This is a genomic window from Paenibacillus sp. Leaf72 (assembly GCF_001422685.1).
Lineage (GTDB): Bacteria > Bacillota > Bacilli > Paenibacillales > Paenibacillaceae > Pristimantibacillus.
Genome location: NZ_LMLV01000012.1, coordinates 287,014 through 298,587, shown reverse-complemented (window position 1 = coordinate 298,587; position 11,574 = coordinate 287,014). Strand labels below are relative to the sequence as shown.

General features: G+C 50.7%; 11 protein-coding genes. 3 read left to right on the top strand and 8 right to left on the bottom strand.

Annotated elements, in window-relative coordinates:
- Positions 1–67 precede the first annotated feature (67 nt).
- From ASF12_RS16060 to map, 4 genes are all read right to left on the bottom strand, one after another.
- Positions 68–427, bottom strand: a complete 360-nt coding sequence (locus tag ASF12_RS16060; protein ID WP_268795443.1) for a DUF5412 family protein — start codon at positions 425–427, stop codon at positions 68–70.
- 118 nt (positions 428–545) lie between these two features.
- A complete protein-coding gene (locus ASF12_RS34520) occupies positions 546–686 on the bottom strand; it encodes a hypothetical protein (RefSeq protein WP_155973193.1) in 141 nt (46 codons plus the stop codon).
- Positions 687–810: 124 nt separating this feature from the next.
- Entirely contained in the window at positions 811–3,018 is a 2,208-nt protein-coding gene (locus ASF12_RS16055; protein ID WP_081418868.1) for a bifunctional 2',3'-cyclic-nucleotide 2'-phosphodiesterase/3'-nucleotidase, read from the bottom strand.
- A 234-nt stretch (positions 3,019–3,252) separates the two neighbouring features.
- Complete coding sequence (map, locus tag ASF12_RS16050) at positions 3,253–3,999, bottom strand: type I methionyl aminopeptidase (RefSeq protein WP_056036524.1); 747 nt, start codon at positions 3,997–3,999, stop codon at positions 3,253–3,255.
- A 329-nt stretch (positions 4,000–4,328) separates the two neighbouring features.
- On the opposite strand from map, the gene ASF12_RS16045 reads away from it, so the two are divergent.
- Positions 4,329–4,832 (top strand): hypothetical protein, encoded by a 504-nt coding sequence (locus tag ASF12_RS16045; RefSeq protein ID WP_056036522.1) that lies wholly within the window; start codon positions 4,329–4,331, stop codon positions 4,830–4,832.
- A gap of 89 nt (positions 4,833–4,921) precedes the next feature.
- Here the strand turns inward: ASF12_RS16045 and ASF12_RS16040 are convergent, their stop codons facing one another.
- On the bottom strand, positions 4,922–5,980 hold the full coding sequence (locus ASF12_RS16040) for a hypothetical protein (protein WP_056036520.1): 1,059 nt from the start codon (positions 5,978–5,980) through the stop codon (positions 4,922–4,924).
- Between the two features lie 176 nt (positions 5,981–6,156).
- Between ASF12_RS16040 and ASF12_RS16035 the strand changes: the two genes are divergently transcribed.
- Positions 6,157–8,442: an ATP-binding protein gene (locus tag ASF12_RS16035; RefSeq protein WP_056036518.1), complete on the top strand. Its 2,286-nt coding sequence runs from the start codon at positions 6,157–6,159 to the stop codon at positions 8,440–8,442.
- Positions 8,443–8,576: 134 nt separating this feature from the next.
- Here the strand turns inward: ASF12_RS16035 and ASF12_RS16030 are convergent, their stop codons facing one another.
- Complete coding sequence (locus ASF12_RS16030; RefSeq protein WP_056036516.1) at positions 8,577–9,140, bottom strand: CatB-related O-acetyltransferase; 564 nt, start codon at positions 9,138–9,140, stop codon at positions 8,577–8,579.
- A gap of 178 nt (positions 9,141–9,318) precedes the next feature.
- Between ASF12_RS16030 and ASF12_RS16025 the strand changes: the two genes are divergently transcribed.
- Entirely contained in the window at positions 9,319–10,176 is an 858-nt protein-coding gene (locus ASF12_RS16025; RefSeq protein WP_056036515.1) for a lipoate--protein ligase family protein, read from the top strand.
- Between the two features lie 118 nt (positions 10,177–10,294).
- On the opposite strand, the gene ASF12_RS16020 is transcribed toward ASF12_RS16025, so the two are convergent.
- Positions 10,295–10,738, bottom strand: a complete 444-nt coding sequence (locus tag ASF12_RS16020; protein ID WP_056036513.1) for a threonine/serine exporter family protein — start codon at positions 10,736–10,738, stop codon at positions 10,295–10,297.
- Between the two features lie 21 nt (positions 10,739–10,759).
- The gene (locus ASF12_RS16015; RefSeq protein ID WP_056036511.1) at positions 10,760–11,521 is read right to left on the bottom strand and encodes a threonine/serine exporter family protein; all 762 of its coding nucleotides are present in this window, start codon (positions 11,519–11,521) and stop codon (positions 10,760–10,762) included.
- Positions 11,522–11,574: the final 53 nt, after the last annotated feature.

The window sequence follows — 11,574 nt, the reverse complement described above, 5'->3', positions numbered from 1 at the left end:
CACAAAAAACAGATGATTTAGAGCTATCTAGCTCTAGATCATCTGTTTTTCAGCGCGCCTCAAAGCGCTATATTCCTCCTTGCGGGGGCAGCGTTTTACTTGCTTGCAAATTATCGCGAAAGTCAAAAACCTCATTTTTCGAAACATCTAACGTTTCTCTGCCAATTTTCACCACACTATTGCCTATCCACTGAACAGCCGGACTGCGATCATAATCATTAAAGTAGATAGTCTTGCTCTTCCCACTCTCTATATCCACAGCTTCGGCTCGCGCCGTTCTATAAAATAGCCCATTATAGTAATAAGTCCGAATTTTACATTGGCCATCTGGAGAAACGGCAGCGCTTGGATTCAACTCCCCCTTAGGGAGAAAATCAAGATGATTAAAATGATTATAGTCATATATCCCTACCGTAGAGGCTCCGATTATTGTCAGCTACACGGACACGATTCTCTCTCTTTTCTTGGAGGACTGACATTCCGCTATTTGAGCGTTTCGAGCGATTTTGGCATATGAGCGGACAGGAAATCCGCTAATCCCTTGATCATGGCGTTAAAACAGGGAATTGGGAACCAATAGCGGCTCCTGTGTCCGCGAACACCTGCAAACCCTGCGATTTAGACAAAATAACGTTATCTGTGTCCTCCAGACCAGACTCCACTTTGAGCGGACTTCCCTTGTACAATTAAAAAACACCCTTCGAGCATTCATCCAAACAGCCGTGGAAACCCAGGGGCTGCAAGGACGAATGTCGAAAGGGTGTTTCTTCTCAAATGGCTAGCCCCCAGGCAAGCGAGACTAAGCTCTGCTTATTGCGCTGCCGGAATCAAAATCTTCTGGCCGATAGACAGGCGATTTGGGTTCGCCAGCTTATTATAGGCGGCAAGCTTCTGCCATGTCGTGCCATGATTCAGCGCGATGCGGTACAGCGTGTCGCCGCTCTTCACGATATACACCGTATCCTGCGTCGTACCGGTCGCCGGCTTCGTAGGCGTCGTCGGAGCAGGCTTCGTCGGTGTTGTTGGTGTTGTTGGTGTTGTTGGCGTTGTCGGCTTCGTTGGGCCTGGCTCAGTTGGCTTCGTAGGCGTTGTTGGAGTTGTTGGCGTTGTCGCGCCAGCTGACAAATTAATCTTGAACTCCGCATAACCATCATCGGTTTGGCCTACATACGACAGCGCATCGAGCGAATCCGCGAGCGTCTTGGCAGCAGGCGACGTTTTGAACGAAACGTTGACGTCCGCTTTGATCGCCGCAAGCGACCAGTTGCCGTCGGCAGCAGGGTTAATCGTCTTGTTGGAGCGAATGTAATCAATGACAACCTGACGGTTCTCGTCCGGCGATGCCAAAACAATTCGCTTGCCATCCGGGTTAGCAAACTTGCTCGACGATGCCCGGTAGTTATTCGACGCTACGATGAATTTCTGCTTTGGATCAATCGCTTTGCCGCCAAATTGCAGATTGACGATCCGGCTCGATTTTTCATGAACGGTTGTGCCTTTAGCATCGTATTTGGCTGGCTGTGTCACGTCAATTTGGTACGTTACGCCGTCAATGACATCGAAGTTGTAGGTCGGGAAATCCAGGTTGACCAGTTCCTGCTTCGCTGTCGACTTGGTATCGATTTGGTTGAATTGTCCAGCGGACCATTCCAGCCATTCCTTCAGCTCGGCGCCTGTTACTAATACAGCGTTAACGGTGTTGGAGTACAGATACAGATCGGCTACGTTTTTGATCGCAATATCGCCTGCAGCAATATCTGTGTAGTAGTTCGGGCCTTGGCGTCCGCCTGCCTTGAACGGCGCTCCTGCGGATAATACCGGAATACCCTCGTATTCCGTGCCTTGCATTTGCTTTTCTACGTACCATTTTTGCGCATTCGTTACGATTTGGATCGATGGATCATCCTGTACGAGCGCGAACCAGCTATTGATAGGCGCCGTCGTCTTGCCTACTGGGCCGCGAATGTAATCGAGCGTATGCTCATGGTCATCTTCTACGGCGTCCAGCACCGCTTGATCCGCTTCTACGAGCGGCTGCTTGTTCACCGCATCAAAGATCGGCTTAACCTCCACCTTGGAGTCCACAACCGACCATTTGCCGTCTGTGAGCAACAGATCAAGGTCAATAATGCCGAGATTATTGCCCCAGAAGCCAGGCTCGACGGAAGGCACGCCGTTAATCGTTCCTTTTTCCAAATCAACGCCCTGCTTGCCCTCGAACGACTTGTCCGGGAATACTTTGTGGGCATGGCCAAACAAAATTGCGTTAATATCCTTGACCTTGCTGAGATACAGCACGGAGTTTTCCATATTTTCAGCCTGCGGAATATCCTCAAAGCCGGAATGGGGAATCGCTACAATAATGTCCGCGCCCTTCGCTTTCATCTCCGGAACGAATTTCTCCGCCGTTATGATAATATCCTTGGCAATGACCTTGCCTTCGAGATTCGCCTTGTCCCACTGCATCACCTGCGGCGGAACGAAGCCGATAACGCCCACCTTGAGCTTATGTGTGGCGCCGCTCTCATCCTTCACTTCCTTGTCCAAAATCAAATAAGGCGTGAACAGATTTTTATCGTTTGACTCGTCTTTATCTTTATCATCCACATAGATGTTCGCATTGACGTAAGGAAAATCTGCCCCCGCCAGCGATTTATTCAGAAAATCCAGCCCATAGTTGAATTCGTGGTTGCCCAAATTCCCAGCATCGTAATCGAGCAAATTCATCGCTTTATACACCGGATGCGTCTCGCCCTGCTTCAATGGATTGATAACCGCCGTGTAATCGCCAAGCGGGTTGCCCTGAATCAGATCGCCATTGTCAAAAAGCAAGCTGTTCGTCGCCGCTTCGCGCGCCTGCTTGATGAGCGTCGCTGTTTTGGCAAAGCCGTACTCATCGGTCGGCTTGTCCGCAAAATAATCATAGTTCACCATGTTCACATGCAAATCGGTCGTTTCCATAATACGCAGCTTTACTGTGCTGCTGTTCTCAGATGCCGCTGTTGCAGTAAAGGGCATTGCGACCAAGCCTACAGTAACCGCAATAGATAGAGCATTTCTCCATACGACTGACGATCTCAACAAATGAATACCCTCCCCAAAATGACTAAAATCATGTAATGATCACGTTATGTAGGTCGAGCTTTTGGACGATCATTCCCATCATTCCATTTATTTTAGATGAATTAACCATTTTTGTCATGCAAAAAAAAGAGGGATTTCTCCCTCTTCGCGTTACATACATGTAAAGTTCTACTGTTGGGTCAAAATAAGCGGGCCATCCTTCGTAATCGCAATCGTATGCTCGTACTGGGCCGACAGCCTTCCGTCGCGTGTCCGCGCCGTCCATCCATCGGAATCCAGCTTGCTGAAATACGTGCCTGCATTCAGCATCGGCTCAATCGTGAATACCATGCCCTCTTTAATTCTTGGCCCTTTATCCGGTGGTCCATAGTGAGGCACCTGCGGGTCTTCATGCATGTCCTTCCCAATTCCATGGCCGATAAAATCACGCACGACCGAGAAGCCTTCCGCCTCAGCATAAGACTGAATCGCGTGAGACACATCGCCAATCCGCTTGCCGATCAGCGCTTGCTCGATGCCGAGATACAGCGATTTTTCCGTCACCGCCAGCAAATGCTTCGCTTCATCACTCACTTCGCCAACCGCATAAGACCATGCGGAATCCGCAAGCCAGCCATTCAGGTTGACGACCATGTCGATGGTCACGATATCGCCTTCTTTGAGCTTCTCCTTCTTCGGGAAGCCGTGGCAAATAATATCGTTTGTAGAAGCGCAGGTCGCGTATTGATAGCCGTTATAGCCTTTTTGCTCCGGCGTTGCGCCATTTTGCTTCATAAACTTTTCCGCAAACTGGTCGATTTCATGCGTCGTGATGCCAGGCTGAATGAGCTTGGCAATTTGCCTGTGGCATTCCGCCAATATTTTACCCGCCTCATGCATGCGGTTGATTTCCGCTTCGGTCTTAATAATGATCATTTCCGTTCCTTCTTTCCATCAATTTAACCCGGCTTCGTCCCGAGACTTCGCCAGAAGCTCCGCTAGAAGCTACATGCCTATGCCCATCGTAGCATATTATGATAAATATGCGAACATGGGCTGGCCCATGACGCTGCTTTTTCGCTCATATCTGTTAGGAAATTTGGTGAAAAAGAGTCGAAACCGTGACGTTTCCTCCAGCTGCCTAGACTTTAGTCTAGTTTGCGGCTTTACCTCTAGCATGACGACATGCTGCGGGGGCCTGTGCTATGCTATTGTTGCTAAGAAAAGCAACGGATAAATAATTAAAAGAGGAGAGATAACAAAAAATGTTAAAGCGATCGATTATCGGCCCTGTCCTTATGCTGATTGGTGTATTTCTTTATTTCAACCAAGGTCAGTCATTTGGAGCGGGCGCTGTGTTCGCAAATTTTTGGGCCAGCATGTTCATCATCCCGCTGGGACTATTTTTCCACTGGCTGTATTTCGGCGTGACAGGTGGCAAAGGGGTCGGCCTGCTCATTCCGGGAGGCATTTTGTTCACTGTTGGACTCGTCTGCCAGCTCTCTACGTTATTCTCGGCATGGCATATTTTGTGGCCAGGCTTCATTATGGCGGTAGCCGTCGGCTTGTTTGAATTTTATTGGTTTGGCAGCCGCAACAAGTGGCTGCTTATCCCGATCAACATTTTAACTGTCCTATCGCTGCTGTTCTTCGGTGTCTTCTCGCTGAGCGCTGCCTCGGGACAACTTGCCACCGTACAGCCGCTGCTCGCCATTGCCCTTATTATCGTAGGAGCTTTCGCGATGCTGTCGCGCAAGAAAGAGCAATAATCGCATAGACCAGAGCCTCCGGCTCCGCTTGAAGGGATCGCCCTTCACCAGCGGAGCCGGTTTTTTTATGCCTGATGCTGCTAGCCCTTCTAACCTTCCACGTGCAGCGAATCCTCCGCAATGCTCATGCGAAAGAGGCAATCCGCCAGAAACACTTGCGGCTGATCGATAAAGATATAAACCTCACGAACGCTCCGCTGGCTGCTAAACAAGCCGTAGGCCACTAAGTTCTCCTTCAAGCGAATACTTACATTCGGCTCCACACCGTGCGGCTGAATGGCTGCCTGCCCTTCCTTCTCTCTCCGTTCCTTCAACTCCTCTGGCGATACCAATTTTACGGACGCTACATTATTGATGTCGATTTTCACCCGCAATTGAATGCCGTACTGGATATGGATGCTTCGATCATTCATTAATATCGGGCTCAGGCGCATTGCACGGTAGTTTGCCACCAGCAAAATGATAAACCAAACATTTCCTATAGAAAGTACCCAAGCCACCAAAGGCGACCATTGCGCCAACAGAAAGTGAACCACTGCGCCCTCCAGCAGCAATATTTTTGAGAGAAACAATACAATAATGAGTGAGTTGGTATTTTCATGATAAGTATAAACAGCTGTCTCCGAGCGGATATACGGCTTTCGTCGCCAAGTGAGAAAGGCGTAATAAACGACGGATATATCCTGCAGAAGCCATGCGGCTAAGCGTGGAGAACGAACAACAGTTTGCAGGCTGATCCTCATAGTATCCATCGGATGAACATCCGGCTGCCAATTGCTCTTGAATGCTCTAACAATACGGTACAGCTTATATAGCTCATAGCTGATGAAGGCAAGCTCCAGCGGCAGCAGCGTATACTTTGCGATCACAACAGCCACATTGTCTGTTTTCGGCATCAGCATCAGAATTGCGAAATAGCCTGCAATGGCGAGGGGCAGCACGCCCAGCAACGGCTTTTTTATTTTTCGATAGACGAGAAAATAGAGCAGCAGTGGTATGACCAGCACAAAATCTGCTACGATGGCAGTACCAAGCACCTCAGCATGCTGAACGAATAATAGCGACTGCACAAGCAGAGCATCTGCCAAAACAATAATGGCGCTTACAAGCAGAAAAACAATGACATTGTTCTTCTTCAGCCTAAACATCGTGCAACTCCCCCCGTTTATGACTCTTTGACACCAATATAGAGCATTTATAACTATTTTCCAAATTTATTTTAAGCAGTAAAATAGTCTCTATCTCCTCTCACAAACAAGGAATTTGCCTTAAAGATGTCAAATAATACAGAAGCATCCGCGACCATGGCCAGGAGGAATAGGATTTGTCGATCAGAGCGAAGCTCGTTTGCCTCATATCGGTTACCGTTACCGTGATTTTGCTACTCAATATTACGATTTACTATATGTCCTCCAAGGGTGAGCTGCAACAGAACGCAGAGCAGCAAATGCGCTTTATTGGCAATCAGATAGCCGTCTCCATCGCCTCGGCCGAGCAGAACAGCCAGTTGACGGAGGACGCGCTGGGGGAGCGGCTGCGCGCTGTCGCGATTGCCATACAAAGCAAGCTCGATCCCGATATTAAAAATGTCCGCAACAGTGAGCTGGTTCAGCTGAGCAAGGAGCTGGGCGTTGATCACATTACACTGTGGATCAAGACGAAAGACGATATTTTATCGGTACGCTCGACGAACCCCGATGAGCTTTATATGAGTCCGAAAACGTGGAACTACTGGTATACCGCCTTTACCCAGCTATTCGAGAAGCATAATGTCACGATTCCCGAAGGACAGAAGCTGGAGCATTTTTGGGCGGGACCGATCAACTTCGGCACCTCCGACCCCGAAAAAGTGTTTAAATGGGGCAACTATTATGACGGCACGACCAACTATATGATCAATCCTTATATTCATGCGCAAACTTTTTTGGATAGCAAAAAGAAATATGGTGCGGATGCCATCGTGGCGCAGATTTTGCGTGATAAAAATAATATTCTCGAAGTGACCGGCTTCGATCCTGCCTACTTCGGCAAAGCGCCTGCTGTCAGCATTAAAAATGGGGCCGTTGTCTATAATCTCGATGTTCGCAACATTATTTTTGGCCAATATTATTACAAGGACCCGGATAACGATCACCTAAATACTCAGAAAGCGATTGAGAAAAACGAAGTCGTTACGATTGAAAGCAAGCTGAACAGCAAGCAGGTCATCAAGAGCTTTATTCCCGTCCAGGGATCGAAGCCGTACGTTATTAGCATTACCTTCAACAACTCGGCCCTGCAGCAGACGCTGATGCGTCAGGTTCTGACGCAAGGCGCAATATCTCTTGGCCTGATTTTGGCGACGGTGCTGTGCAGCTACTTTATTTCCGGCTTCATGGTGCGCTCGCTCAATCAAATCGTCAGCAAGGTCAATGAAATTTCCAATGGCAACTTCGGCGCCCGTATTTCCTTAAAGAGCAATGATGAATTCGGCGTATTAGCTAATCGCGTGAATGCCATGGGGCAAAACCTTCATACGTATATGAATCGGCTGACCGAATCAGCGGAAGAGCTGCGGCAGACGAAGCAGTATTTGGAATCGTTCGTCAATCATACCTCCGATGCAATTCATGTCTCCAATCTGCACGGCTCTGTCATTCAGATGAATAAAGCGTTTGAGAAAATGTATGGCTGGACGGAGGAGGAGCTCCTTGGCCAACCGCTTAACAACACACCGCCAGAGCTTGCGATGGAAGGCACCTTTATGCTGGAGTTCATCCAGCAGGGCGGCTCCGTTGCCGATTACGATACGATGCGTTATGACAAAAGCGGCAGGCTGCTCGATGTGAGCATCACCGTCTCTTCCATTCGCAATGAGCAGGAACAGATTATTGCGATTGCGACGATTTCGCGCAACATTACAGCGCGCAAGCAGACGGAAGAGGTGCTGCGCCGCTCGGAGAAGCTGTCCGTCGTCGGGCAGCTCGCGGCGGGTGTCGCCCATGAGGTACGCAATCCGCTAACGACGCTGCGCGGGTTTGTACAGCTGATGAAGAAAAATGGGCAGCTGGCGCCCGCCTACATCGATGTGATGCTGTCTGAGCTGGACCGGATTAATTTTATCGTCAGCGAGTTTCTTGTGTTCGCCAAGCCGCAGGCCAGCCGCTTCCAGCGCGCCAACATTCATGAAATTATGCGGGGCATCATTATGCTGCTCGATTCCGAGGCCAACATTAGCAATGTCCAGTTCACGACGCGCTTTGATACTGAGATACCTGAAATGAAGTGCGAGGTCAATCAGTTAAAGCAAGTATTCGTCAACATTATTAAAAATGGGATCGAAGCGATGCCGGAAGGCGGCGAGCTCGACATCGACCTGTCCTATACGCCTTCGACCGGCATCATTATCCGCATAACCGACCATGGCTTCGGCATTACAGAGGACAATCTGTCGCGGCTCGGCGAGCCGTTCTTCACAACGAAGGAGGAGGGCAATGGGCTCGGCCTGATGGTATGCTATCAGATTATTGCCAATCATCGCGGCTCGATGTCATTCCAAAGCAAGAAAGGCATTGGCACGCAAGTGGAAATTCGGCTGCCTGTCATTCAGGATGTGGCGCCGACCGGATAGCCGGCGGCGACTCGCATTTGCAAGGAGGAACCCTTGCATACCACTGCCTAGACACAATCAGCAAAAAAAGACGTGGCAGCTGTTCGTGCTGGCTGCCGCGTCTTTTTTTGCTTTTCCCCCACACCTTCATTTCCTTAGTAGCCATGCGAATCGCAGTAATCCAGAAAGGCTTTCATGTTGTGCGACGCGATGAGCGGCACCACCTTCTCAATACGTTTCGGCGGCCAATCCCACCATTTGATACGCAGCAGCCTGGCAATGACGAGATCGCTGAAGCGATAACGGATGAGGTTCGCCGGATTGCCACCTACGATCGCATAAGGCGGAACATCTCTCGTTACCGTCGCATTCATGCCAATGACCGCCCCATCGCCAATCGTAATGCCAGACATAATGGTCGCATGCGTGCAGATCCAAACGTCGTTGCCGATGACGACATCACCATTCGTTTGCGGATGGCCGGTAATGTGCAAATGCTTCGAAAGAAAGGAAGTAAACGGATACGTCGATACCCAATCCGTACGATGGTTCCCTCCGAGCATGACTGAAACGCCACCGGCAATACAGCAAAATTTGCCGACTGTCAGCTTCGTTCCCTCCCCCCAGGAGAAAACATTCGGTTCACCAACGGTGTATTCGCCAATTAGCGTATGCCCATCCTTTTGCTTTGCAGGGAATACCGTTCGCAGCAAGTCCATGTCCACTCTATCACTCCTTCCTACCATAAGGGTGAAACTTATAAAGACTTATATTTTAAAATAATATATTCAACAGCTTGCCTTTTTGCTTCCGCTCCTCTATAGAGTCAGGCTGGACTTCTAGCCCCGCCGCTTAGTATGATGGAGGAACAGGAAGCCTAGAGAGGAGCAGCTCACGATGACAATCCAGCCAGCAAGTCCGGTTCCCGGACTGCAAAATCTGCTGCTGCTTGACCGGATGAACGATTATTCGCAGACCGATCCGCTTTATCCCTTCGCCTTGGATGAGCTGCTGTGCCGCAGCACAGGGCAGGGCGGGCCAGCGATATGCCATATTTGGCGCCACGAGCGCGCCTTTATACTTGGCCTGCGCGACAGCAGGCTGCCGCTGGCGGGCGACGCCTCCCGCTGGCTTGAATCGCTCGGCTACAAGACGGCGGTGCGCAACTCTGGCGGCGCAGCAGTGCCGCTTGATCCGGGCGTCGTCAATATTTCGCTTATTTTGCCTAAGGCGAACACGCTCGACTTTCATTTTCATCAGGATTTTGAGCTGATGTACAGCCTCATTCGCTCCGCGCTTGCCGGGGCTGGCGTGCCAGTCGATAAAGGCGAAATCGCCGGGGCGTATTGTCCGGGCGATTTCGACCTCAGCATCGACGGCTTTAAGTTTTGCGGCATTGCGCAGCGCCGCCAGGCCCACGCCTATATCGTGCAGGCGTTCATCGTCGCCGAGGGCGCAGGACAGGAGCGGGCGGCGCTAGTCCGCTCCTTCTATGAGCGGGCAGCGGGCGATGCCGAGCCCGGCGCGCATCCGCTCGTAGAGAGCAGCAGCACGGCCAGCCTCGAAGAGCTGGTCGGCTTGGCGCAGGGCGGCGGCGCGGAGCGCTTCGCAGACGCCGTCAAGCAAATCATCCGCAGCGGTCAGACGGCGGATGGTCTTGCCGCAGCGGCGGCTAGGCTCCAGATGCCGTCGCCTCAGCAGATTGAAGCCATGGCGCAATCGCTGCGCGGACGCTATGCAACTACGCAGGCGTAGCACTTTTGGCTAGGCTAGGCTAGGTTAGACTAGACTAAGCAAGTTTAAAGCGCGTCCAAATATACAAAATGCCTCTTGCCCTGCTGCGAAGCAGCATAAGCAAGAGGCATTATTATTGTCAGGATGATCGCGGCGATCTGCGAAATATAAGATAAACAACCTCGGAGAATACAAGCCCGATAGCGATGGAGCCAGAAATCATGAAAGCCTGCATAGCTAGCTCGACAGCTATGACGTATTCCTCCTGCACAATGTGACGCATCGCATCATAGGCGATTTTACCCGGCACAAGGGGAATAATGCCCGCCGCACTGAAAACGATGATTGGCGTGCGATAATGCTTCGCCATTATTTGGCTAATAATCGTCACTACACAAACAGCCAGCAGTGTCGCGGGAATCGTCCTCATATCCAGCATGCTGCACACGGTATATGCAAGCCACCCCGATGCGCCAACCAGACCGCACTGCACCAGGCGATGCTTCTGCACACCGAAGATCAGGCTGAAGGCCGCGCAGGCCACGAAGCTGACGGCAAGCTGTTCAAGCAGCTGTACAACCATCGTTTCTCCCTCCTTTTCAAGCTACGAATAAACGGACAGCACGAAAGCAATGCCAGCACCGATGGCAAAAGCAATGAGAAAAGCCTCCGCTCCCTTGGACAAGCCGGAAACCAGATGCCCCGCCATTAAGTCCCTTACCGCATTCGTAATATGAAGGCCGGGCACAAGCGGCATAATTGAGCCGATAATGATTTTATCCAAATTGTGCCCAAAGCCAAGCCATACCATCAGGACAGCCAGCGAACCGCTAATAACCGCCGACAAGAAGCTCGCGAAAAAAGTAATCGGCATAATGCGGTGCAGCGTCAGCAAGCACAAGAAGCCGATGCCGCTCGCAAGCGCCACCGGAAGAAAGTCGTTCCAGCTGCCGCGGAACATAATTAGGAAGCAGCCGCTTGCGATAGCGGCAACCAGCACCTTGAGCCACGCCGGATAATCATCCGCCGCCTGCTCAATATCCTGCAATTGCTTATAAGCTTCATGACGCTGAAGGTTCCCTTGGCAGATGCGCCTGGAAATATCATTGACGAGCGTCACCTTCTTCAAATTCGTCGAGCGTTCCGAAATCCGGACAAGCCTCGTCGACTGCGCAGCGCCATCCAGCGCAAAAATAATGCCCGTGGGCGTCACATAGCTATAAGCATTAGCCACGCCGTAAGCCCCGGCGATCCGAACCATCGTATCCTCAACCCGGTACGTTTCCCCGCCATTTTGCAAAATAATCTTGCCCGCCAGCAAGCAAATGCTCGCAATATCCTGACCATCATTGTTAGCGTAATCCATACGTAGCCAGCCTCCCTAGCTTCGCAGCCTCAACACTTCATAACAGGATGAGC

What these genes read in the sequence shown, in the direction of transcription:
- ASF12_RS16055 (WP_081418868.1), bottom strand. Translation starts at nt 3,018, where the DNA reads ATGCCCTTTACTGCAACAGCGGCATCTGAGAACAGCAGCACAGTAAAG.
- map (WP_056036524.1), bottom strand. Translation starts at nt 3,999, where the DNA reads ATGATCATTATTAAGACCGAAGCGGAAATCAACCGCATGCATGAGGCG.
- ASF12_RS16045 (WP_056036522.1), top strand. Translation starts at nt 4,329, where the DNA reads ATGTTAAAGCGATCGATTATCGGCCCTGTCCTTATGCTGATTGGTGTA.
- ASF12_RS16040 (WP_056036520.1), bottom strand. Translation starts at nt 5,980, where the DNA reads ATGTTTAGGCTGAAGAAGAACAATGTCATTGTTTTTCTGCTTGTAAGC.
- ASF12_RS16030 (WP_056036516.1), bottom strand. Translation starts at nt 9,140, where the DNA reads ATGGACTTGCTGCGAACGGTATTCCCTGCAAAGCAAAAGGATGGGCAT.
- ASF12_RS16025 (WP_056036515.1), top strand. Translation starts at nt 9,319, where the DNA reads ATGACAATCCAGCCAGCAAGTCCGGTTCCCGGACTGCAAAATCTGCTG.
- ASF12_RS16020 (WP_056036513.1), bottom strand. Translation starts at nt 10,738, where the DNA reads ATGGTTGTACAGCTGCTTGAACAGCTTGCCGTCAGCTTCGTGGCCTGC.
- ASF12_RS16015 (WP_056036511.1), bottom strand. Translation starts at nt 11,521, where the DNA reads ATGGATTACGCTAACAATGATGGTCAGGATATTGCGAGCATTTGCTTG.